This is a genomic window from Arthrobacter sp. JDC6 (assembly GCF_056484025.1).
Genome location: NZ_CM151278.1, coordinates 618,228 through 641,733 on the forward strand (window position 1 = coordinate 618,228; position 23,506 = coordinate 641,733).

Consider the following 23,506-nt stretch of genomic DNA (forward strand, 5'->3'; position numbering starts at 1 on the left):
CTGCGACCTGCTGCACGTCCTGGTTTGCAGCGTCTTGAGGACCATCGGCGATGCTTTTCATTTATCCCCCTTGGCAAGCGTGTGTGCCCACCCTAGGCACCCCGGAATGCCAAAGGAAGAGGGTTAATCCACCAGCGGGATAAACTGCGCAAATCTTGAGTATCACGCTACTCGGCACCAGGAACGGTCCGTGTTCGCGCTGTGGTTGCTGCCTTCCAGGGCCCCGCCCCGGCGGCAACCAGCGGCGTGACTTCCAGCCGGGTTCCCGGCCCTGCCACCACCAGGACATGCTGGGCTGCCACGCCCTCCAGGGCGGCAGCCACCTGCGGGACGATGTCCTCCACCCCGGCAGGAAGGACGGACGACGGCGGAAGTCCGGAGCCGCCGTCGTCCGCCCTCAGCCACGTGGTCACCTTGGCGCCGCCGGTGGCATCAGCGATGCCACGTGCCAACGCCTCCGGGTCCACGGTTCCCGGCGCGTAGCCGCTGATGAGCGTGACCCGCTCAATCACCCGTTTATGGATGGGTGCGGCGGCGGCAAGCAGGGCCCGGTCATGCCGCCACAGCCCAAAGTGGTAACCCGCCACCAGCCCGGCCGCCACCAGGAGGCCCAGCGGGGCCCGGATCCGGTCCAAAAGGCTGCCGCCCGAAACGTCACCCAGGAGGAATTCGAAGAGCCGGTAGCCAATGACCAGCAGCGTAATGAGCGCCACCACCGCACTGACACCGAAAAACGCCACCAGGTAGACGCGCCGGCCGGGAGGGATATCGGCTGCCGTCCGCGGCTGGTGCCTCGGCTTCCAGGCCTGCCACCAGACCGGGCCGCCGACGGCGAGGGAACTGATGCCGCCCAGGAGCAGGGTGCGCGTGGCACCACCGGCCAGTGGCGATACCGCAGCGGCCAGCAACGCGTTCACCACCACCCCGATGCCGGACGCGGCCGCGGCAAGCGCCACGGCCGACGTCACCAGGAGACTGGCGCGGCGGGTCCGGGGTGATCGGTGGACGGACGTGGTGCGGTGGTACCGCCACACCAGGGCGCCGATGACGGCGGCCGCAATGGCCGGGGCGAGCGGTTCGAGCAGGTCGTTCAGCGGGTCGCTCCGGTCAAACGCCAGCCGCAGGAGGACAAACAGGATGACACCCAGCCCGCCCAAAGCGGAGATCCCGGCGACGAAGATGCCGACAACGATGATGGTGACGTCCACCAGCCCCGTTTGGTAGCGCCGGCCACCCTCCCGGAACCAGTGCCACCACCACACCACTGCTCCGCCGGCGGCCCAAATGAGGGACCGGAGGGCGTCGACCCACCACGGCTCAAAGGTGGCGGTGGCCGTGAAACCGCGGATGGCGACATCCAGCAGCGTACTGAGCGCGGCAATCGAAGCGCCGGCGGCCAGCAACAGGCCAAAGACGAAGCCGACGACGGCGCGCACGTCCTCAAGGTGCGATGACGGTTTGCGGGGGTGCTTCCACATCCACCGGTGCCACCACCAGATAGCTGCCCACACAAGGGCGTTGGCCAACGGGGACTGCCACTGGCTTTCCTTCGCATCAACAAAAGATGAGGCGAGGTCCAGCAGCGATGTGGTGCCGATGATGAGCGAGACCGCGTACATACCGGTCAGGTAGAGGCCCCACCCGGGCGCAGTTCGCTCCGATTCGTCGTCGAGCCTCCGCCACACGAACCACCAGAGAAGCAGTGCCAGCGGTCCGCCGATCAGGGTGAAGGCCAGCGACAGGGCCAGCCCGGCCACGTCGCCCGCCGCCAGGACGGACGCCGTTCGGAACAGCCGTTCCAGCAGTCCGCTGAGGCCTGACGCCGTGATGACCACCAAGGCAAACAGCAGAACGTACAGGATCAGGCGGCGAAGTGTGGCCAGGCCGCTGGCGGGAGCGGGAGCCAATGGTGCTGCCGGCGCCGTCATTGCTTCACCGGCGTCACGGTGCAGGCCATCAGGGGGTACGGCGGCTGGTCGATCATCCATGTCCCGTTCACCTTGAGGAGCGAGAAGGCGTCCTCCATCTCATACTCTGAGGGGCCGAACGGTCCGCCCTGTGACGACCGCACGATCGAAACTTTGATGGTGGCTGAATCGGTGCGCTCCGTCGTCGAAATCAACACCACCCGGGCAGGGCGCGGTTCGCCCGGATAGGACCCACTGCACCTGCTCCGGGCACCCTCGGTGAGGAAGGACTGCGCGGTGGGGATGTCGCCGTCGATCACGGCTTTGCTGTACTGCTGGACCACTCCGGCGGGGCTCGCCTTATCCAGCGGTGCCGGCTCACCCCGGGTAAATACCACGGCCAGCGCAACCACCACCAGCACCACCACAACGCCCGCCAGCGCGAGCAGGATCCGGTCCGGTTTTCGCGCTGCGTCATCCATGGCGCAAGTATGCGGCAGGGCGGCGGCTTTCGCCCGTGCCTTAGGACCTGATTTTCCGCCGCCACTCCAAAACTCAACAACGTTGCGCCTCACGCAACGTCCTCGGGCATTGCTGGCCGATTGCGTTCGTCCTGCGACGGCGTTGCCACTCCCTGGAATAGGCTAAGAAACTTTATCGGCGGCTATTGACTGTGGCACGCGTCACGGCCTATCTTGAAACAACCATGTTGCAACAGCTGCAACTCCTACTTCTACTGGTGGTTCCATGAGTAACGAATCAAACTCACCCGTCGCAGGAGTCATTGCCAATGACGTTGATGCTCCTTCCGCGGCAGGCCACGGCGCGGACAACCCGGTGGCCAGCAAGGACGTTCGACGCCGGGTGGTCACGGCGAGCTTCATCGGCAACTTCGTCGAGTGGTTCGACTACGCCGTGTACGGCTATCTCGCGGCCGTAATTTCCTCGGTATTCTTTCCCGAAGCCGACCGGCAGACCGCGCTGCTGGCAACCTTCGGCGTCTTTGCCATTTCCTTCTTCGTCCGGCCCCTGGGCGGCTTCTTCTGGGGCCACATCGGCGACAAGCTGGGCAGGCGCAAAGCCCTGTCGCTCTCCATCGTCATCATGTCCGTCTCCACCTTCTGCATCGCCCTCATTCCGGGATACTCAACCATCGGCATGCTGGCTCCGGTCCTGCTGCTCCTGGTCCGCGTGGTGCAGGGCTTCTCGGCAGCCGGCGAATACGCAGGCGCCTCAGCCTTCCTGGTGGAATACGCCCCGGCCAACCGCCGCGGACTCTACGCCGCGGTGGTCCCGGCCAGCACCGCAGCGGGCCTGCTCCTGGGTTCCCTGATCGCTGCGCTCCTCAGCTCTGTGCTCAGCACCGAACAGCTGCACGAGTGGGGCTGGCGGCTGCCGTTCCTCCTGGCGGCCCCCATGGGCCTGATCGGCCGCTACATCCGCACCAAGCTGGAGGACACACCCGCCTTCCGCGCCCTGGCCGACCAAGCCGAATCAGCGCCTAAGGCTCCTGCGCTGGACATGTTCCGGACCTACCGCAAGCAGCTGATCATTGCCTGCGGGGCAGTGCTGCTCAACGCCGTCGGCTTCTACGTCATCCTCAGCTACATGCCCACCTACCTTTCCGAGGAACTGGGCTTCGGGCCCACCGAATCCTTCCTGGCCACCACCATCGCCCTGGCCAGCTACATCGGATTCATCTTCCTGACCGGCATCGCATCGGACCGGTTCGGCCGGAAGAAAATGCTGATCACCGCCTCCGTGCTGTTCATCCTCCTGACCGTCCCCGCCTTCATGCTCCTGGACACCGGCAACTTCCTGGTCATCGTCCTGGTCCAGATCCTGCTGGGCGGCATGCTCACCCTGAACGACGGCACCCTGCCCAGCTTCCTTGCCGAACTGTTCCCCACCAAGGTCCGGTACAGCGGATTCGCCGTCAGCTTCAACCTGTCCAATGCATTGTTCGGCGGCACCGCACCCTTCATGGCCACACTGCTGATCGGCCTGACGCAGAGCAAGCTGGCCCCCGGCTGGTACCTGGTGGCGGCCTCTGTCGTATCCCTGGTGGCCGTGCTGTTCGCCGCCGAAACGTCGCGGAAGCCCCTTAAACACCTCTGAGCGACCAGAGGTCCCTCAACCAACCCCTCGCACAAACAACACCAACTGCAGCGCAATCACCTGCCGCGGCATGCCCTGGCAGCAGCTGCATCCATTAGAAAGGCACACCCGTGACCATCACTGCCGACAACGCCTCATCCATCACCGAGCTGGAACGCCTCAAGGTCCTGCACAACGGCACCAAGGGCAAGCTCACGTTCTCCGACGCAGAGTTCGAGCGCCGCCTGGGCGGGCTCCGCCGGATCATGGCCGCCAAGGACCTGGACGCTGTCATCCTCACCAGCTACCACGGCATCAAGTACTACTCCGACTTCCTGTACACCACGTTCGGCCGCAACTACGCCCTGGTGGTCACCGCTGACGACTCCGTCACCGTCACGGCCAACATCGACGCCGGCATGCCCTGGCGCACCTCCTACGGCGAGAACATCGTCTACACCGACTGGCGCCGCGACAACTTCTACTTCGGCCTGCAGGAGGCACTGCGCCAGCGCGGCGTCAAGGCCTCCCGCCTGGGCGTCGAGGACGACTTCCTCCCCGGCCTGACCCGCGAGAAGATCGCCGCCGCCTTCCCCGGAGCGGAACTCCTGGACGTTTCGCAGGACGCCATGCGCCAGCGCATGATCAAGTCCGCCGAGGAGATCGAGGTCATCAAGCACGGCGCCCGCATCGGCGACCTGGGCGGCGAAGCCATCCGCAACGCCATCCGCGAGGGCATCACCGAGTACGAGGTGGCCCTGATCGGCACCGAGGCCATGGTGCACGAAATCGCCCGCACGTTCCCGCACCGTGAGGTCCGCGACACCTGGGTGTGGTTCCAGTCCGGCATCAACACCGACGGCGCCCACAACTGGGCCACCACCCGGAAACTGCAGCAGGGCGACATCCTCTCGCTCAACTGCTTCCCGATGACCTCCGGCTACTACACCGCCCTGGAGCGCACCCTCTTCCTGGGCCAGCCGGACGAACGCTCCCTGGAACTGTGGAACATCAACGTGGAGGTGCACCGCCGCGGCCTGGAACTCATCAAGCCCGGCGCCGTCTGCAAGGACATCGCCGCCGAGCTCAACGAGATCTACATCAGCCACGGCCTGCTGGCCAACCGCACCTTCGGCTACGGACACTCCTTCGGCGTCCTCAGCCACTACTACGGCCGCGAAGCCGGCCTGGAACTGCGCGAGGACATCGACACCGTCCTGGAACCCGGCATGGTGGTCTCCATGGAACCCATGATCACGGTGGCGGACGGCCTGCCGGGCGCCGGCGGCTACCGCGAGCACGACATCCTGGTCATCGGCGAGGACAACACGGTGGAGAACATCACCAAGTTCCCGTTCGGCCCGGAACACAACATCATCCAGGCATAACCATCACACTGGGAGGCGGCGCCACGGACACGTGGCGCCGCCTCTGCCGTCCATGAGGAAAGATGGTGTCCACCATGACTCCTGCAAAAACCTCCGACAGCAACGGCAACGGGACCGGCACCAACGGCGGGACGGACGCGAAAGGCGCCTCCGTCGTCGTCAATGCCATCGCCGTCCTGCGCACCTTCACGGCTGACGAACCCCTGCTGGGCGTCACCGAAATCGCCAACCGCGTAGGCATGCACAAGAGCAGCGTCTCCCGGATCCTGGCCACCTTCGAGCAGGAAAACCTGGTGGAACGGGACCCCGAAACCAAGCGGTTCCGGCTGGGACTGGGACTCATCGCCGTCGCCGGCCCGCTGCTGGCCGAGATGGAGGAACGGCGCGTGGCGTACCCGGTCCTGCGGCAATTGACCGAGCAGACCGGGGAAACCAGTGCGCTGATGCTCTGGAACGGGGATGAGGCCATCTGCGTGGAGCAGATCGCCAGCCACCATCAGATCAAGCACACCACGCCTTTGGGGGCGCGCTACCGGGACGCCATGAGCGCCTCCGTCCAGGTATTCCTCTCCACCCTCCCGGCCGAGCGGGTACGGGAGCTGCTGCGCAGCGGAACCATCACCTTTCCAGGACTGGACGACGCCGGACTGACAGCTTACGAAGCCAGGCTCCAGGATGTGGCGGAGCGGGGATGGGCGGGAAACTACGGCGAATCGTCCATGGACGAGGTTGGCGTCGCCGCCCCCGTCCGGGACCACCGCGGCGACATAGTGGCCGCCGTCCTCATCCCAGCCCCCCGCTTCCGGGTATCGAAGGAACAGTTCGAAAGCCTGGGGGAGGCCTGCGTGGCCGCCGCCGCCAAAGTCACCACCCGCCTGGGCGGGCGCCCCACAACCTGAAGCGGCGTGGCGGTGTTGTGCGTCTTTTAGCTGGGGTGTTCGAGCGAGATGGTTTCCAGGTGCTCGGGGACGCGGGCTTTCCAGCCAAGTTGGCGCTTGATGCGGGCCCGGAGGGTGTCTGCGGCGTCCGGTTCACCATGCGTGACGTAGGTCATGGCCGGCGCCTGGGAAGCGGTCTTCATCCATTGGATCAGCTCGTCGGAATCCGCATGGGCTGACAGTCCTTCCATTTGGATGACTTCTGCTCCGATTTCAACGTCCTGTCCGTAGATGCGGAGGTGTTTTTCACCCGCGGCGAGCGATGCTCCGCGCGTGCCTCCGGCCTGGTATCCGCTGAGGATGATGGCGTTGCGCCGGTCCGGCCCGTAGGCCGCGAGGTGGTGCAGGATCCTGCCGCCAGTGAGCATGCCGCTGGCGGAGATGATGATCATGGGTCCGCCGCGAAGGTTGAGCAGCTTGGATTCGTCAGCGCTTCGGACGGGCGTAGCCACTTTGTACATGCTTTCGAATTCGTGCTGTTTGAGCCTGTGTTCCTCGCGGTGGCGCTGGTACATACCGGAGGCGTCAATGGCCATCGGGCTGTTGAGGTAGATCGGGATGGAGGGGATGGCATTCCTGGCCAGAAGGCGTGAGAGGTGCAGCAGGACTGTTTCGGCCCGGCCGACGGCGAACGCAGCGATCATGATGACGCCGCGTCGTTTGGCCACCCGGCTGATGATCTCGCCCAGTTCGGTTTCAGGGTTCCCCGCGGGATGTGCCCTGTTGCCGTAGGTGGATTCGGTGACCAGTACGTCCACGGGCTCAAGGTCACGGGGCGGGTACATCAGCGGGTCGTGGGTGCGGCCCAGATCCCCGGTGAAATGGATCGTCCTGCCGCCGAGTTTGAGGTGCACCTGTGCGGCGCCCAGGATGTGGCCGGCGGGAAGGAATGTCGCTTCGATGCCCCCGGGCAGGGAAAACGGGGAGTCGAAGCCCTGGGTCCTGAAACTGTTGAGCGATCGGACGGCGTCTTCTGCAGTGTAGAGGGGCACTGGCGGATGATGTGTTGATGATGCTGTGCGGTTCGCATACCGGGCTTCCTCTTCCTGGAGGTAACCGCTGTCGGGAAGCAGCAGTGAACACAGTTCTGCCGTACCAGGGGTCGCATAGACAGGGCCGTTGAAACCGTCGCGGACCAGGGCAGGAACATACCCGGTGTGGTCCAGGTGGGCATGTGTGAGGACAACGGCGTCGATGTTCGCGGGGCTGACCTGGAACGCTACCCGGTTACGGTCGCGGAGGTGTTTATAGCCTTGGAACAGACCGCACTCGATCAGGACCCGGTGGCCGCGTGAACGGATCAGGTACCTGGAACCCGTCACAGTGTCGGTTGCACCGAGGAACTGCAACGTCGGGGGATGCTGGTCCCTTGGCTGGGGCACTGCCCGTTACCCGCGGGTGATGGGAAGTTTTTTCGGTTCGGTGGGTTGGGCCTGCTCGGGCAACGGGGTGCGGACTTCCAGGACCCCGTTGGTGTAGGTGGCTTTGATGTCTTCTTCCTTGACCCCGTCAGGGAGCGGGATGTTCCGGCTGAAGGACCCGTAGCGGAACTCTGACCGATAGCTGCCTTTGTCCTTGTGTTCTTCCTTTTCCTGGCGTTCAGCGCGGATCCGCAGGAACCCGTCATCCATTGTCACTTCAATGTCTTTGTCAGGATCGACGCCGGGCATCTCGGCACGCACCACAAGGGTCTTGTCGTCGACGAACTCTTCGACCCTGATCGGGGCAGGGCTGGCCGGTGACTCAAACATGCGCTCTATGGAGTCCAGCAACTCCGCCGGGGAGCGCAGGGCAGACGTGAAGGGGGAGGGCCACCGGGAGGCTGCGAAGGGGGACCATTTGAGCAGATCAGACATGACAAAAACTCTCCAGATTCGGTGCGGAGGACGCCCGGAAGGGGCCGTATCAATCCAGTAAATACCCGTGCAGCCGGGGCTGGCAGGGGCAAAAGACCCGCCCGCCCGGAGCCCTCACGCACAGCCCTGAAATTCATGGATACCTGAGGACTAAAGCCTCTGAAGGCAAGACGCGCCCGGCTCGAAGCTGGAACCATAGGGAGGCTTGCCCCACCCCGGCAGCCGAACTTAAACACAACAATTTCCCTCCCCGCGTACAAGGAAGCAAGCCATGTCTGCATCATCAGCACATCCGGGCGTAGGCGCACGTCACCACCGCACGGCCATCGAAATGACTGCCCTGGCGGCGGGAGCAGTTTTCGCCCTGGTGGGCGTTCTCGGTTTCATCCCTGGAGTCACCACGAACTATTCGGAACTAAGTTTCGCCGGCCCCGACTCCGGCGCGATGCTCCTGGGTGTCTTCCAGGTATCCATCCTGCACAACATTGTTCACCTCCTCTTTGGAGCAGCCGGCCTGCTCATGGGCAGGACCGCCTCCCAGTCGAAGTACTACCTCATCGGCGGCGGCGCCCTCTACCTGGTTATTTGGCTCTACGGACTCCTGATTGACCAGGCATCCTCGGCCAACTTCATCCCGGTGAACACCTCAGATAACTGGCTCCACGTGGTGCTGGGAGTCGTCATGCTCGCAGTGGGGATTGTGCTTGGCCGCGGAACCGGCCCGGCGAAAGCACCCTGATCCCTCTGACCCAGTACGGCTCGGGGCAGTGAAAGGAAAGACGAATGACCAGCACTGGTCCATTCCTGATTGTTGTCGGCTTTGACGGTTCCGAACCCTCCCAGGCAGCACTGGACTGGGCGATGGATGAGGCCCGCCAACGCAATGGCCAACTCCGCTTCGTCACCGCCTGGAACAAGCCGCCAATGGCGTGGTATCCGGCTGTCCTGGAAACGGCCGCAGGTGAAATTGCCGCCGAAGAGTCTCCGGAGCACATCGCCCGGACGCTCCAGAGTGAGGCGCTGAAGGCCGCCGCAGATGGCGGCGTGACCGCTTCGGGGCAACTCGTAGACACCCATTCACCTGCTTCGGCGATTCTTGACGCCGCCAAGGACGCGGATCTCATTGTCGTCGGCTCCCGGGGCCATGGGGGATTTCCAGGGCTGCACTTGGGCTCCGTATCCACCCAGGTGGTCAACCACGCCCCCTGTGCTGTCCTGGTGGTCCAATCCAAGGCGTAATGCCCCTGGAGCCTGCTCAGCTGGGCCCCGTCAGCCGCTGCAGCTGGGCGCGTGGAGGGGACGCACACCAAAAGTTCAAGCGGAATGCGCTCTACCTCTGGTGGAGTGCCGGGGCCGGTCGTAGAGTGGAAGTGCCTGCAGGTAACCATCAGATGACGCCGGGTTGTTCAGGACATGAGAATGTCCGAGCCGTCTCTTAGCGAGATCGCGAAGGTACCTGCAGGTTCTGCGTTTAAACACTTTTCTCCGCTGGAAATTTGGCTCTTGCGTCCCCGCAAAACCAGGCGTAACACTGTTAATACGTTCTTCGAAAGAAGGGCGGGAACGGACAACAGGGAACCCTGGAACACACCGTGGATCTGATCCAGGTGGTCTGCCGGTGACGAGGCAGGAAGCACCAGGATTCCCGCAAGTTCGGGAGATGATGTTCGTCATAACGGAATCAAAACAGTCGAAGCCCCTTCAGCATTGCTGGTGGGGCTTCCCCTATGTACTGCCAGGTCAGGGCAGTCCGGCCATCCGGGCCGCCAGGTGCAGTGCCGCCAGCCGGCCCGTGCCGCGCGGATCACCGCCGCACAGCTCGAAAATGCGCTGCAACCTGTGGTGCATCGACTGGCGCTCCAGGTGCAGTTCCCGTGCAGACTGCGCTGTGTTGCAGCCTGAGTCCAGCCACACCTGCAGGGTCTCCAGCAGCTGGGACTGCCGCTGCGCATCATGCTCAAGGACCGCCCGCAGCTGCCGGTTGACGAACGCCTCCCGTGATGAGGCATCAAGGCAGGTCAGGGACAGGCTCTCCACGGCAGCGTCCTCCGCATCCACCACCACCAGGCCGCGGGCCGGATAGCGCCTGCGCGCCGACGCGTTCCTGCGCCGGATCTGGCGCACCTCCAGGGTGCGGCGGGCTTCGGCCAGGGACCAGGCGGCTTCCGCCACGCCGCCGGCCAGGGGACCGACGGCGATCACCGCATCATGGTCCCCTTCCAGCCCCTTCAGCGATTCCACTAGCTGCCGCCGTTCACCGACAGTGTCAGCGCAGGGCAGGCCGATCATCACCACCAGTTCGGCATCATCCAGATAGGCGGCGCACGGAATGCGCCGTGAGCTGAGGAAGCTTTCGACGGCGCCACGCAGCTCCTGCGGTGACGCGGCGTGGATTGCCGCCACCACGGAGGGGGAGTCCGTGGGGAAGCCGGCACCCGGGGCCAGCTGCTCAAGGCGCCACTCCGGAGCTGCGTTCAGGACTGCCCGCATCAGTTCGGCGCCAGCCAGGGCATGCAGTCCGGGAGGCGTGTGCTGCAGCAGCGCCAGGCCCAGGATGTCCACGGCGCGTTCCCCCGCCACCTGCGCCAGGGCCACGTCCGCGGCATCCGGAACCCGCACCTCCAGGCGGCCCATGAGGACACCCCGCACGGGAATGTCCACGGTGATCACCGTTCCGCCGGCCCTGCCGTGAAAGCCGCCGTGCCCGCCCGGCCCGGAGCCGCCGTCGTCCGCTGTATCGCCAGCTGCCGCCGCCCCGGCTTCCGCGCCAATGTCACCGTTCCAGCCCTCGGGCATGGCGCTGCCCATGGTGACTCCCCAGGGGGAGGTGAGCTTCACCGCGGAGCTGGTCATGCCGGCCAGTACGCCCAGGATCTTGTCGAGTGAAGCGCCGTGGGCCAGCTCCGCCGCCATGGCCCGGGTGGCAGCGTCAGCCTGCTGGAGGTGTCCCACGGACTCGCTCACAAGCAGGGAATTGATGGCCTGCATGACGCCCACGAACGGCACCACCTTGCGCAGCTCCACCACCGGAAGGCCATATTCCTCGGCCTTTTCGAGCATGTTGGCCGGGATCTCCGGCAGGGCGCCACCGGTCTCGATGGCGAGCGCTGCAATCCCGCGCTGGGCCAGTTCGCGCACGTAGTCCTCGCGCTTGGCAGGCGTGGCCGTGGCCAGGGTGATCCCGCCGCACAGCAGCAGTTCGCCGCCCCGGAGCAGGGGTGCAATGTCAAGCACTTCGCTGGAGTGGACCCAGCGGACCGGTTGCGCGTCGGCCGCCACACCCAGGGGGTGGACCACGGGATCGGCGGCGGCGAGGGCGGGGTGGGCGAGTATTTCGCCAAGAAACACTGACACGACAGTCCGTAACGTAGTAGGGGAATCTGTTCGACACATCGTATCTTGTTCCTTGTGATGGGGGCCACATAGCCTTTTGGTACTTATCCACCTCACGGAGGCCCCCATGCAAGAAAAGCTTTCACCAGCCACGCACGGCCAGCCCGGCCAGGCCACGCAGGACCACAACGCCGTGGACCACGAAGCCTGGCTCCAGCCCATCCCCGAATCAGCACGCACACGCAAGGTTTCCGGCCAGTTCTGGATCTGGGCGGGCGCCAACCTGGCACCCATCAACTGGGTGCTGGGGGCACTCGGGATCCAGCTGGGACTCGGGTTGGCGGACACCGTCACCGTCCTGGTCCTGGGCAACCTGATCGGCATGCTGCTCTTTGGCTGCTTCGTCCTCCTGGGCCAGAAGACCGGCGCCACTGGCATGGTCCTGGCCCGCGCCGCATTCGGACGGCGCGGCAATTACCTCCCGGCCGCCATCCAGGCCCTCCTGGTCATCGGCTGGTGCGCGGTGAACACCTGGATCATCCTGGACCTGGTCATGGCGCTCTTCGGAACCCTTGGGTGGGTTGACCCGGAAGCCCCCAACTACGCCTGGAAGATCGGCGTCGCCACCTTCATCATGGCCCTGCAGGTAGCCATCGCCTGGTTCGGCTACAAGGCCATCGCGGCCTTCGAAAAATGGACCGTACCGCCCACCATCCTCATCCTGGCCGTCATGTCGGCCGTCGCCTGGTTCGGCATGGACATCGACTGGGGCTACGCCGGACCGGCCGGCGCCATCCTGGAAGGCTCGGAGCGGATCGCCGCCATGAGCGCCGTCATGACCGCCATCGGCATCGGCTGGGGCATCACCTGGTTCACCTACGCCGCGGACTACTCCCGGTTCGTCAGCACCAGCGTCCCCAAGAAGAAGGTCTACCTCGCCTCGGTCCTTGGCCAGTTCATCCCGGTGGTCTGGCTGGGTGTCCTGGGCGCCAGCCTGGCCACCAACTCCGGGGAGATCGACCCCGGCAAGCTGATCGTCCTCAACTTCGGCGCCATGGCGCTGCCGGTGCTGCTCATGGTGCTCCACGGCCCCATCGCCACCAACATCCTCAACATCTATACGTTCTCCGTCGCAACCCAGGCACTGGATATCTCCATCAGCCGCCGCAAGCTCAACCTGTTCGTCGGCGTCTTCTCGCTGGCCGCCGTCGTCTTCTTCATCTTCCAGGAGGACTTCGCCGCGGTACTCGACGCCTGGCTGATTGGCCTGGTGGCCTGGGTGGCCGCCTGGGGCGGCATCATGCTGGTGCACTACTTCTGGCTGGACAAGCGCTGGCCGGGCGAGCCGGAGCGCCTGTTCGACGCCGTGGGCACCAAGCGGCTGCCCGGCGTCAACTGGGCCGGTGTCATCTCCCTGGTGGCCGGGATTTTCGCAACGTGGCTCTTCATGTACGGCCTGATCCCCATCATGCAGGGCCCCATCGCGGTGGCGCTGGGCGGCTGGGACCTGTCCTGGCTGGCCGGTGGACTGACCAGCGCCGGGGTGTACGCCATCCTCGGGCCGCGGCAGCACATCCGCTACCTGGCCCTGCAGCCCCGCATCAAGGAGGCGGCGGACAGCGCCCCTGGAGCGGACGGCAAGGCAGCGGACAGCGCGCCCGCCCTTCCCGCCCTCTAAACGGCCCTGCCCTTCTTCCCCAGCACCTGGCGGGCGCACTGCGCCCGCCGAAAGGATTTCCCATGAACCAGCCCGCCATCGCAGACCCGCTGCACCCCATCATCTGGCCCGACGGTGCCAAGGCCGCCGCATCCTTCACCTTCGACGTGGACGCAGAGTCCTGCACCATCGCCCACAACCCCACCAGCACCCGGCGCATGTCCCTGATGAGCCACCAGTCCTACGGCCCCAAAATCGCGGTGCCGCGGCTCCTGGCCATCCTGGCGCGCCAGGACATCCAGGCCACCTTCTTCATCCCGGGCTTCACCGCCGAGTCCTACCCGGACGTGGTGCGGCAGATCGTGGACGGCGGCCATGAAGTGGCGCACCACGGCTACCTGCACGAACCCATGCAGGGCATCGACGCCGCCACCGAGGCAAGCTACATCGACCGGGGCCTTGAGGCCCTGGCCACGGTGGCCGGAGTCCGGCCGGTGGGCTACCGGGCACCGTGGTGGGAGCTGAACTGGCACTCGCCGGGTCTGCTGGCCGACCGCGGCTTCCTCTACGATTCCAGCCTGCTCGACGGCGACGCCCCCTACCGCTTCGCCGTCGCCGCCGATGATCCCCGGGACATTGTGGAGATTCCGGTGGACTGGACCCTTGACGACTGGGAGCAGTACGCGTTCTATCCCGGCGTGACGGGCAGCGGGGTGATCGAGAGCCCGGCCAAGGTCCTGGAGATGTGGACCCTTGAAGCCGAGGCCCACCACTCCCAGGGCAGCTGTTTCGTGCTGACCAACCACCCGTTCATCTCCGGCCGGCCGTCCAAGGCGGTGGCGCTGGAGCAGCTGATCGAGCGGGTTAAGGCGATGGACGGCATGTGGGTAACCACCATGGAACAGATTGCCCGGCACACCAAGGAAACCGTGACGGAGGTCCACACCCACGCTCGGATCGACGTGCCGGTATTCCCGGGCGCGGGTGCACAGTTCCAGCCCGCCTTGGTGCGGCAGGGGGTGCTGGCCTAGCGTCCTGGGGTAGCGCCCGGGGCAAGCGTCCCGGGCGAGGAAAGCGGCCGACGGCGGGAGTTCCCGCCGCCGGCCGCTTTCGGTTGTTTACGACTGGTCAGCCGTGGTCATCAGGGACTGCATCTGGGCTGCGGCGCCGCTGCCCGGGGCGGGCGTGTAGACAACGATGTGCAGGTCCGGCCGGTCCGAAGGCGACACTTGGTGGTGTTCCAGCTGGAGGACTCCGACGGCGGGGTGGTGGAAGAGCCGCTCGCGGGATTCGAAGCCCAGGATGTCGTACAGGTCCCAGCCCTGGCGGAACTCGGGGCTTGCCTCCTTGAGCCGTTCCACCTGGTACTGGATGTCCGGATCACCCAGCCGCTGTCCGGTTTCGGCGCGGAATTCGGCAAGGAAACGCTTGCTGGTGGTGTCCCAGTCCGGGAGCAGGTCCCGGACGTAGGGGTCGGTGAACACCAGCCACAGCAGGTTCCGGTCCGCCGGGGGCACGGTGGCGATGTTGGGGTACAGCGCCGCATAGGCCTTGTTCCAGCCGGCTACGCCCCAGTCCGGGAACAGGGCAAAGGACGGATTGGGATCAAGTGCATCCAGCAGCCGCTGGATGTGGGGCGGAGCAGTATCGGCGGCGGGGCCCGAGGGCGCCGCGGACGCATACCCGCCCAGGGACAGGACATAGCCAAGGCCGGTGGTGGAAAGATGCAGCGCGCGGCTGACGGCCTCCAGGACCTGGCGGGAGGGGCTGATGTCCCTGCCCTGCTCCAGCCAGGTGTACCAGGTGACGCTGACACCGGAGAGGAAAGCCACCTCCTCGCGGCGCAATCCCCGGTCGCGCGAGCGGCCGATCGGCGGCAGGCCATAGTCGGCCCGCAGCGCCTGGTCGCGGCGGGCGCGCAGGAAGAGGCCAAGTTCCCTGCGCCGTCCGGGATCACTCACCCGGAAATACTATTACTCTGGTACTCCTACTACTAGTAGCAAGAGCGTCTTCCACCCCGCCCTATGAGCCCGCAGGATGGTAGGCATGCCTGCACTTCGCTCTAAAACAGTCACCCATGGCCGCAACATGGCCGGCGCCCGCGCACTGCTGCGCGCTTCCGGCGTCGCCAATTCGGACATCGGAAAGCCGATCATCGCCGTGGCCAACTCCTTCACCGAGTTCGTCCCCGGCCACACCCACCTCGCCCCCGTGGGCCGGATCGTCTCCGACGCGATCCTCGCCGCCGGTGCCGTGCCGCGCGAGTTCAACACCATCGCCGTGGACGACGGCATCGCCATGGGCCACAGCGGCATGCTCTACTCGCTGCCGTCCCGCGACCTGATCGCCGACTCCGTGGAGTACATGGTCAACGCACACTGCGCCGACGCCCTGGTATGCATCTCCAACTGCGACAAGATCACCCCCGGCATGCTCATGGCCGCGCTGCGCCTGAACATCCCCGTGGTCTTCGTCTCCGGCGGCCCCATGGAAGCAGGGCGCGTGACCCTGACCGACGGCTCCGTCCGCTCCCTGGACCTGGTGAACGCGATTGCCGATGCCGTGGACGAGTCCATCTCCGATGCCGACATCAACCTCATCGAAGAGAACGCCTGCCCCACCTGTGGCTCCTGCTCCGGCATGTTCACCGCCAACTCGATGAACTGCCTCACCGAGGCCATCGGCCTGTCCCTGCCGGGCAACGGGTCCGTGCTCGCCACCCATACCGCACGCAAGGCCCTGTACGAGAAGGCCGGCGCCACCGTCGTCGAACTCGTCAAGCGCTACTACGACGGCGACGACGATTCCGTGCTGCCGCGCTCCATCGCCACCGCGAAGGCCTTCGATAACGCCATGGCCCTGGACATCTCCATGGGCGGCTCCACCAACACCATCCTGCACCTGCTGGCCGCCGCCCAGGAGGCCGGCGTGGACTACGGCCTGGCCGAGATGGATGCCAAGTCCCGCCAGGTGCCCTGCCTGGCCAAGGTGGCTCCGAACGTGGCCAAGGACAAGACCTACTACATGGAGGACGTGCACCGCGCCGGCGGCATCCCCGCCCTGCTGGGCGAGCTGAACCGAGGCGGCCTCCTGCACAAGGACGTCCACTCCGTGCACTCCGATAACCTGGACGGCTGGCTGGATGACTGGGACATCCGGGGCGGCAAAGCCACCGAGGAAGCAAAGGCCCTGTGGCACGCCGCTCCCGGCGGCGTCCGTTCCTCCACCGCGTTCTCCCAGTCGAACGAGTGGACCTCCCTGGACACCGACGCCGCAGAAGGCTGCATCCGCTCGGTGGAGCACGCGTACTCCAAGGACGGCGGACTGGCCGTGCTCCGCGGCAATGTGGCCATCGACGGCGCCGTGGTGAAGACCGCCGGCGTGGACGAGTCCATCTGGACCTTCTCGGGCCCGGCCGTGGTGTGCGAATCCCAGGATGAAGCCGTGGAAAAAATCCTGAACAAGACCGTCAAGGAAGGCGACGTGGTGGTCATCCGTTACGAAGGCCCCCGCGGCGGCCCCGGCATGCAGGAAATGCTCTACCCGACGTCGTTCCTCAAGGGCCGCGGCCTGGGCAAGAAGTGCGCCCTCATCACTGATGGCCGTTTCTCCGGCGGCACGTCCGGCCTGTCGATCGGGCACATCTCGCCGGAGGCTGCCTCCGGCGGCGCCATCGCCCTGGTGGAGGACGGTGACATCATCAGCATCAACATCTCGCAGCGTTCCATGCAGCTTGAGGTCTCGGACGAGATCCTGGCCGAACGCCGCGAGAAGCTGGAGGTCAACGGCGGCTACAAGCCCAAGGACCGGGACCGCCAGGTCTCCGCTGCACTGCGCGCCTACGCCGCCATGGCCCTGTCCGCGGACAAGGGCGCAGTACGGGACGTGTCGCTGGTAGAGCGGTAAGGCGTCCACGGCGGGAGAGGGGAGAAGCAGGTCCTCCGGCCCTCCCCCGCCCGGGCCCGGCGCGCCACACTTGAAGGGTCATCGGCAGGCCCAAAGGAGGGTGTGGTGCGCAGGCTCATCACGGCGTTTTCGGCAGCGGCCCTGGCAATGCTGTTCCTGGCCGGCTGCTCACCGCAGCCGGGAAGTCCACAGCCCTCGCCATCCACGGCGGGCTCTGCCGCCACGTCAGCAACGGCCACCGGTACGGCCGCCGGGCCGACGCCGTCGAGCGTCCCTTCCACACCAACAGCCGCGCCCGGCACTTCTGCGGCCGGTTCTGCCGCGGCTGCCTGGACCACGTTCACGACGGCGGATGGCGCCATGGCGTTCGACTTACCTGCCGCCTGGAGCGTCAAGGATCCGGCAGGGGAGTTGGCGGAGGGCGGAGGGGCCTTTGCGGAGGTGCGGAACCAGGCCGGAAAGGTGATGGCCACGCTGCGGACCAACATGGCCACCGGCTCCACGTGTACCGAGAGGTACCCGTATGAAGTCCTGGACAGCGCGGACATCCCGGTACTGGTCCAGGGCGGAGTGGTGCCGCAGTTCGTGTTCGAGACCCGCGCAAACGCCGCGGCGCCGGGCATGTACCGCACCCCGGCGGCCGGCTACGGCATTACGTCCGGCCCTCCGCCGAGCGGTCCCGACGCCTGCCCCATCTTCCAGTTTTTCCGGTGGCCGCCCAACGCTGCCATGTTCGGCGCCTCCTACGACCCGGAAATCAACGCGACACCCGGCGACCAGTCACTGCCGTACCTTGAGCTGGCGCGGAAATACCGGGACACGGCCGAGTACGCGGACATCAAGAGAATGATCACCTCGCTGCGGCCGGTAAACCGCTGACCGGACGATACGTGGGCCTGGCCCCTTGTCAACGGGCCAAAGGACCGGTCCTGCCGTCCTGCCGTGACGGTACCCTGTTGACATGGTGCAGGAATTTTCCGACTACCGGGCGGAAGGCATCCTGCTTGCTGGGGCAGGGCGGGCCATACTGCTGCAGCTTGCCAATCCGGCCATTGGCCGGGGCGTGGCGGAACACAGCACGTTCACTGAGCGCCCCGTCAACAGGCTCAAAGGCACACTGACGTATGTCTACGCGGTCGTCTATGGAAACGACGCCCAGGTTAACGAGGTCCGCCGCAGGGTTAACCGGGCTCATGTTCCGGTGCACGGCACTGCGGACAAAACGTCCGCCGGGTACAACGCCTATGATCCGGAACTGCAGCTCTGGGTGGTGGCCACACTCTACGACACCGCTCTGACCATCATCGAGAAGATCTACGGCCCGCTGGACGATGCAGCTGCCGACGCCATGTACCTGGACTACGCGCGGATCGGCACCGCGCTGCAGCTTCCGCCGGGCATGTGGCCCAAGGACAGGGCGGAGTTCGGCCGCTACTGGGCCGAACACGTCTCCACCCTGCACGCGGAGGCCCCCGGGGTCCGCGTTGGACGCGGCCTGCTGTTTCCCAAGCACACAGCCCTGTGGTACCGGGCCATCATCCCCCCTGCCAGGTTCCTCACCGCCGGACTCCTTCCCCACCAGTTGCGGAAAGACTTCGGCCTCGGCTGGAGCGACCGGCACGAACGGCGCTTCAACCGCACCTTTCGCATCCTGGCCGTTGCCTACCCGCGGCTGCCGCGGGGCATCAGGTACTGGTTCAAGAACTACTGCCTGCGCGAACTCGACAGGGACCTGAAGAGGAACACCCGGCCAAGCCAGCGCCAGGGGATCAGTGCCTAGCCCCAGACGCGGTTCACCACCGGTGGAGCAGCGGATCGACGAACGGGCCAGGAGGTTCCTGGCAACTGCTCCGGCCGGCGGCGGCAAAACAAGACTCACTGAGTTCGTGGTCTTTGGCCTCAAGCAGGGCTGGGCCTGCATCTTCGGCGCGGCGCTCCTGGCAGTGCTCATGGCCGCCAGGATCTGGTATCCGGACACTGCCGGCCTGGCGCGCAACGACTTCCTGACGATCGCCGCCGTCGTCATCCAAATCCTGATGGTGGCGTTCAAGCTGGAAACCCTGCGGGAACTGCGGGTCATCGTCCTGTTCCATCTGGTGGGGACCGTCATGGAACTGTTCAAGACGGACGTGGGTTCGTGGTCCTACGATGCCCAAGGCTTCCTGCGCATCGGGGCCGTGCCGCTCTTCAGCGGGTTCATGTATGCCGCCGTGGGCTCGTACATGGTGCGCGTCTACCGGCTGTTCGACCTGAAGTTCGCCGCCTACCCCCGGCGCTGGATCACCGCCGTCCTCGCCGCCGCGATCTACGCCAACTTCTTCACCCACCACTACATCTGGGACCTGCGCTGGGTGCTGCTCGCCGCCGTCGTGCTCATCTACGGCCGGTGCGTCATGCACTTCCGCGTGTTCCGCCGGGAGTTCCACATGCCGCTGCCGGTCTCTTTCCTGCTGGTGGCGCTGTTCATCTGGCTCGCCGAGAACATCGCCACCTGGTCCGGCGCCTGGCTCTACCCCAGCCAGGTGGACGGCTGGCACCCGGTGGGCCTTGAAAAACTCGTGGCTTGGTTCCTGCTAATGATCATCTCTGTGGTGCTGGTGGCCTGGGTGTACAAGCCGCAGCCCCCGGTGGCGGCCACGGGAGGGCGGCGGGAGGCCCCGTCGTCCGCTGTGCTGCGGTAAGGGGGGTCTGCCAAGACCCGTTTCAGCAGGGCCCTCGCTAGGGCTTCGGAAGCGCGCTTTGATGGAGGCTATGGCCTCCGAAACAACCGTCATCAACACCAGCGGGCAGCAGCGACCAGGCATCCCCGGGCACCAGCAGGCCCACTGGGGAGGCGTCTTCGCGATGTCGCTGTGCGTCTTCGCGCTGATCGCCTCCGAGTTCATGCCGGTCAGCCTGCTCACGCCGATGGCCTCGGAACTGCAGGTTTCCGAGGGCATGGTGGGACAGGGCATCGCGGTCTCCGGCGTGCTGGCCGTCCTGACCAGCCTGTCCGTGTCCACTCTGGCCGGCGGCATGAACCGCAAGACCCTGCTGCTGGGCCTGACGGCGCTGATGGCCGCCTCCGCGGCGCTGGTGGCCACGGCCCCGGGGTACCTGCTCTTCATGATCGGCCGCGCCCTCATCGGCGTGGTGATCGGGGGGTTCTGGTCCATGTCGGCAGCCACCGCCATGCGGCTGGTGCCGGCCCACCAGGTGGCGCGGGCCCTGGCCATCTTCAACGGCGGCAACGCCCTCGCAACCGTGCTGGCTGCACCGCTGGGAAGCTACCTTGGCTCCGTCATCGGCTGGCGCGGGGCGTTCTTCTGCCTGGTGCCGGTGGCCGTGCTCGCGCTTCTCTGGCAGTGGATCAGCCTGCCGTCCATGAACGTCCAAAGGCACGCGCGTGCAGCGGGAAACATCTTCGGGATCTTCGCCGCGTTCAAGAGCCGGCCGATTGCCTGGGGCATGGCCGCCTGCGGCGCCTTCTTCATGGGGCAGTTCGTCCTGTTCACCTACGTCCGCCCGTTCCTGGAAACGGTGACCCGCGTCGATGCGGGCATGGTGTCCCTGGTGTTGCTGGTCATCGGTGCGGCGGGATTTGCAGGCACCCTGCTGATCGGCCGGTTTCTCGGCACCGGACTGTACCGGACGCTGGTCTTTATTCCGGCGCTCATGGCGGTCCTTGCCGCAGCGCTCGTTCCCTCCGGCGGGTGGATCGCCGCCGTCGTGGTTCTCCTGGGCCTGTGGGGCCTGATGTCCACGTCCGCGCCGGTGGGCTGGTGGAGCTGGATTGCGAAGGCGATGCCCCACAACGCGGAGGCGGGCGGCGGCCTGATGGTGGCCGTCATCCAAACATCAATCGCCATCGGATCCACGCTGGGCGGAGTGCTGTTCGACTGGGCCGGCTACCGCGTCACCTTCCTGGTGGCCGCAGCGGTCCTTGCGGCGGCGTCCGTCCTGGCCTTCGTGACGTCCCGGGCCACGCCTGCCGGCCCCGGGCAGACAGCATGACCAACGCACACCTTCCCATCTACCCGAACCACCAGGAGGAGAACATGAAGTACACCCAGAGCGGCGGCCAGACGGCGGCCGGGCCCACGGAATGGTTCACGGGTACGGTCCAGATCGACGGGATCCGGAATCCGGATGAACAGTCAGCCATTGGCTGCGCGCACGTCCGGTTCGCGCCCGGCGCCCGGACCGCCTGGCACCACCACCCCATGGGCCAGACCCTTTACGTGACGGACGGCATCGGCCTGGTGGCCCGCCGCGGCGGCGAGGTCCAGGAAATCCGCCCCGGCGATGTGGTCTACATCGAACCCGGCGAGGAGCACTGGCACGGGGCCACCCCTGAGCGGTTCATGGCACACATCGCCATGCAGGAAGCCGACGGGAACGGACAGGTTGTCACCTGGCTCCGCCACGTGACCGATGAGGAGTACGGGGCGTAACTGACCGTTGCGCAGAAGGAGGGCGGACGACGCCGGGAGTTCCCGCCGTCGTCCGCCCTCCTTGTGTGTGGGGCAGGTCAGTCCTCGTACGTGTTCGCGATGTAGACATCGCAGGGGGCATTGTGCGCCACACTGTTGGCGACGCTGCCCAGGAGCCGGCCGATGCCGCGCATCCTGCGGTTGCCCACCACGATCAGCCGGGCATCCAGGCGGATGGCTTCCTTGATGAGGGAATCGGCCGGCTTGCCGCGGGCAGCGAAGTGGGTAATCTCCACTCCCGGCCGCGAGGCGCCGAGCGACTTTGCCACCATCTCCGAGCTGTCCGCGTTGGAGATGCGCACCTTGTCCGAGCCCACCCCGAAGGTTTCGGCGTTCTCCATTTCAAAGGCGGTCACCACATGGAGTGTCGCTCCCAGCGACTCCGCCAGCCCCAGCGCCACTTCCGCAGCCTTCCGTGCGGACGGGCTGGCGTCCACACCTACAACGATTACACCGCTCATGTCCTGCTCCTTCGTCCAGTCCTGGCCTTAATGTTCACTGCCAGTCTAGGGACTACCCCTCCCGGGCCCTCGTATCACACGGTCTGGGGCACCGTCTCATGGATCCCGGCAGTCAGAACGCGGATCCAATCGAGGCAAGGCCGGCGGCGGACGCCCCCGCGTACCGGTTGGCCGGCCGTGGCAGGCCGTAGTGCTCCCTCAGGGTCCGGCCCGTGTATTCGGTCCGGAACAGGCCGCGCTCCTGCAGGATGGGCACCACCTGGTCCACGAAGGTTTCCAGCCCGGACGGGAGCACCGGCGGCATGATGTTGAAGCCGTCCGCCGCTCCGCCGTCGAACCATTCCTGGATGGCGTCCGCCACCTGCACCGGGGTGCCGGTGAAGGTGCGGTGCCCGCGGCCGCCGCCCAGGCGGCCGATCAGCTGCCGCACGGTGAGCTGCTCCCGGCGCGCCAGCTGGACGATCAGGGTGTAGCGGCTCTTGGCGCCCTCGATCTCATCCTCGCTGGGCAGGTTGTCCGGCAGTTGCCGGTCCAGCGGCAGGTCCTCCGGGTCCACGCGCAGGGTCTTGGCCAGCTGGATCCGGGCGTATTCGGGTTTGATCAGCCGGTCCAGCTCGCGCTCCAGCTCCTGGGCTTCCTCCGCTGTGGCACCAATGACCGGCACGATGCCCGGCAGGATCTTGATGGCCTCCGGATCACGGCCGGCGGCCGCGGTGCGGGCCTTCAGGTCGCGGTAGAACTCCTGCGCATCGGCAAGGGTCTGGTGGGCGGTAAAGACGGCGTCCGCGTACCGGGCAGCGAGGTCCTTGCCGTCCTCGGACGAGCCCGCCTGGACGATCAGCGGGTGCCCCTGCGGTGAGCGGGGAACGTTCAGGGGACCGCGGACCTTGAAGTGCCTGCCCTCGTGGTCGATGGCCCGGATCTTGTCCGCGTCACCCCACACGCCTTCGGCCTTGTCGGCCAGCACGGCGTCGTCCTGCCAGCTGTCCCACAGCTTCTGCGCCACCTCGATGAACTCTGCGGCGCGCTCGTACCGGACAGCGTGGGCGGGCTGGTCGTCCACGCCGAAGTTGCGGGCGGCGTCCGGGCCGGCCGTGGTCACCACGTTCCACCCTGCCCGTCCGCCGCTGGCCCAGTCCACGGACGCGAAGCGGCGGGCCAGGTTGAAGGGCTCGTTGTAGGTGGTGGACGCGGTGGCGATCAGCCCGATCCGTTCGGTGGCGCCGGCGATCGCCGTCAGCAGCACCGTGGGCTCGAGCTTGCCGGCAGGACGGCGGCCCACCTCGCCGAACAGGACGGGGGAGTCGGCAAAGAAGATGGAGTCCAGCTTGCCGCGCTCGGCAGTCTGGGCGAGCAACTTGTAGTGCCCAATATCCGTGCTGGCCTGCGGATCGCTTTCCGGCAGCCGCCATGAGGCCTCGTGGTGGCCGGTGCTCATCAGGAACGCGTTCAGGTGGAGCCGGCGCCGGGGAGGGTTGTTGGAAGTCATGG

At 66.2% G+C, this 23,506-nt stretch carries 21 protein-coding genes; 13 read left to right on the forward strand and 8 right to left on the reverse strand.

Annotation, left to right across the window (positions count from 1 at the left end):
• Positions 1-167 precede the first annotated feature (167 nt).
• On the reverse strand, positions 168-1,928 hold the full coding sequence (locus ACV095_RS02820) for a DUF5671 domain-containing protein (RefSeq protein ID WP_478223407.1): 1,761 nt from the start codon (positions 1,926-1,928) through the stop codon (positions 168-170).
• Positions 1,925-2,389: an LpqB family beta-propeller domain-containing protein gene (locus ACV095_RS02825; protein ID WP_478222870.1), complete on the reverse strand. Its 465-nt coding sequence runs from the start codon at positions 2,387-2,389 to the stop codon at positions 1,925-1,927. The genes ACV095_RS02820 and ACV095_RS02825 overlap by 4 nt, the downstream gene beginning before the upstream one ends.
• A 265-nt stretch (positions 2,390-2,654) precedes the next feature.
• Between ACV095_RS02825 and ACV095_RS02830 the strand changes: the two genes are divergently transcribed.
• The 3 genes from ACV095_RS02830 (at position 2,655) to ACV095_RS02840 (ending at position 6,291) form a co-directional block, all read left to right on the forward strand.
• Positions 2,655-4,025: an MFS transporter gene (locus tag ACV095_RS02830; RefSeq protein WP_018770636.1), complete on the forward strand. Its 1,371-nt coding sequence runs from the start codon at positions 2,655-2,657 to the stop codon at positions 4,023-4,025.
• Positions 4,026-4,135: 110 nt separating this feature from the next.
• On the forward strand, positions 4,136-5,392 hold the full coding sequence (locus ACV095_RS02835) for an aminopeptidase P family protein (RefSeq protein WP_478222871.1): 1,257 nt from the start codon (positions 4,136-4,138) through the stop codon (positions 5,390-5,392).
• A gap of 62 nt (positions 5,393-5,454) precedes the next feature.
• Positions 5,455-6,291, forward strand: coding sequence for an IclR family transcriptional regulator (locus ACV095_RS02840; protein ID WP_478222872.1), 837 nt, complete (start codon positions 5,455-5,457; stop codon positions 6,289-6,291).
• A 26-nt stretch (positions 6,292-6,317) separates the two neighbouring features.
• Here ACV095_RS02840 and ACV095_RS02845 read toward each other — a convergent pair whose 3' ends face one another.
• Positions 6,318-7,652, reverse strand: coding sequence for an MBL fold metallo-hydrolase RNA specificity domain-containing protein (locus ACV095_RS02845; RefSeq protein ID WP_478222873.1), 1,335 nt, complete (start codon positions 7,650-7,652; stop codon positions 6,318-6,320).
• A 66-nt stretch (positions 7,653-7,718) separates the two neighbouring features.
• Positions 7,719-8,186 (reverse strand): Hsp20/alpha crystallin family protein, encoded by a 468-nt coding sequence (locus ACV095_RS02850; protein WP_018770632.1) that lies wholly within the window; start codon positions 8,184-8,186, stop codon positions 7,719-7,721.
• A 271-nt stretch (positions 8,187-8,457) separates the two neighbouring features.
• On the opposite strand from ACV095_RS02850, the gene ACV095_RS02855 reads away from it, so the two are divergent.
• A complete protein-coding gene (locus ACV095_RS02855; RefSeq protein WP_018770631.1) occupies positions 8,458-8,925 on the forward strand; it encodes a DUF4383 domain-containing protein in 468 nt (155 codons plus the stop codon).
• Positions 8,926-8,969: 44 nt separating this feature from the next.
• A complete protein-coding gene (locus ACV095_RS02860; protein WP_478222874.1) occupies positions 8,970-9,425 on the forward strand; it encodes a universal stress protein in 456 nt (151 codons plus the stop codon).
• 501 nt (positions 9,426-9,926) lie between these two features.
• Here the strand turns inward: ACV095_RS02860 and ACV095_RS02865 are convergent.
• Positions 9,927-11,540 (reverse strand): PucR family transcriptional regulator, encoded by a 1,614-nt coding sequence (locus ACV095_RS02865; protein WP_018770629.1) that lies wholly within the window; start codon positions 11,538-11,540, stop codon positions 9,927-9,929.
• A gap of 106 nt (positions 11,541-11,646) precedes the next feature.
• Here ACV095_RS02865 and ACV095_RS02870 point away from each other — a divergent pair, with 106 nt between their 5' ends.
• Together ACV095_RS02870 and ACV095_RS02875 are read left to right on the forward strand one after the other, a co-directional pair.
• A complete protein-coding gene (locus ACV095_RS02870) occupies positions 11,647-13,197 on the forward strand; it encodes a purine-cytosine permease family protein (RefSeq protein ID WP_144600233.1) in 1,551 nt (516 codons plus the stop codon).
• Between the two features lie 62 nt (positions 13,198-13,259).
• Positions 13,260-14,207, forward strand: a complete 948-nt coding sequence (locus ACV095_RS02875; RefSeq protein WP_268002005.1) for a polysaccharide deacetylase family protein — start codon at positions 13,260-13,262, stop codon at positions 14,205-14,207.
• 87 nt (positions 14,208-14,294) lie between these two features.
• On the opposite strand, the gene ACV095_RS02880 is transcribed toward ACV095_RS02875, so the two are convergent.
• Complete coding sequence (locus tag ACV095_RS02880; RefSeq protein WP_268002004.1) at positions 14,295-15,137, reverse strand: helix-turn-helix transcriptional regulator; 843 nt, start codon at positions 15,135-15,137, stop codon at positions 14,295-14,297.
• A gap of 85 nt (positions 15,138-15,222) precedes the next feature.
• Here ACV095_RS02880 and ilvD point away from each other — a divergent pair, with 85 nt between their 5' ends.
• The 6 genes from ilvD (at position 15,223) to ACV095_RS02910 (ending at position 21,515) form a co-directional block, all read left to right on the forward strand.
• Positions 15,223-17,082: a dihydroxy-acid dehydratase gene (ilvD, locus tag ACV095_RS02885; protein ID WP_134165483.1), complete on the forward strand. Its 1,860-nt coding sequence runs from the start codon at positions 15,223-15,225 to the stop codon at positions 17,080-17,082.
• Between the two features lie 105 nt (positions 17,083-17,187).
• Positions 17,188-17,961 carry a hypothetical protein gene (locus tag ACV095_RS02890; protein WP_018770624.1) on the forward strand — a complete coding sequence of 258 codons (774 nt, stop codon included), beginning with the start codon at positions 17,188-17,190 and terminating at the stop codon, positions 17,959-17,961.
• Positions 17,962-18,043: 82 nt separating this feature from the next.
• A complete protein-coding gene (locus ACV095_RS02895; protein WP_056391521.1) occupies positions 18,044-18,862 on the forward strand; it encodes an oxygenase MpaB family protein in 819 nt (272 codons plus the stop codon).
• Complete coding sequence (locus ACV095_RS02900) at positions 18,855-19,763, forward strand: DUF817 domain-containing protein (RefSeq protein ID WP_134165480.1); 909 nt, start codon at positions 18,855-18,857, stop codon at positions 19,761-19,763. The genes ACV095_RS02895 and ACV095_RS02900 overlap by 8 nt, the downstream gene beginning before the upstream one ends.
• A 70-nt stretch (positions 19,764-19,833) precedes the next feature.
• Positions 19,834-21,075, forward strand: a complete 1,242-nt coding sequence (locus ACV095_RS02905) for an MFS transporter (protein WP_018770621.1) — start codon at positions 19,834-19,836, stop codon at positions 21,073-21,075.
• Positions 21,076-21,119: 44 nt separating this feature from the next.
• Positions 21,120-21,515, forward strand: a complete 396-nt coding sequence (locus tag ACV095_RS02910) for a (R)-mandelonitrile lyase (protein WP_478223408.1) — start codon at positions 21,120-21,122, stop codon at positions 21,513-21,515.
• A gap of 77 nt (positions 21,516-21,592) precedes the next feature.
• Here ACV095_RS02910 and ACV095_RS02915 read toward each other — a convergent pair whose 3' ends face one another.
• Both ACV095_RS02915 and ACV095_RS02920 read right to left on the reverse strand, forming a co-directional pair.
• Positions 21,593-22,015, reverse strand: a complete 423-nt coding sequence (locus ACV095_RS02915) for a universal stress protein (RefSeq protein ID WP_018770619.1) — start codon at positions 22,013-22,015, stop codon at positions 21,593-21,595.
• Between the two features lie 112 nt (positions 22,016-22,127).
• Positions 22,128-23,504 carry an LLM class flavin-dependent oxidoreductase gene (locus tag ACV095_RS02920; protein WP_018770618.1) on the reverse strand — a complete coding sequence of 459 codons (1,377 nt, stop codon included), beginning with the start codon at positions 23,502-23,504 and terminating at the stop codon, positions 22,128-22,130.
• Positions 23,505-23,506: the final 2 nt, after the last annotated feature.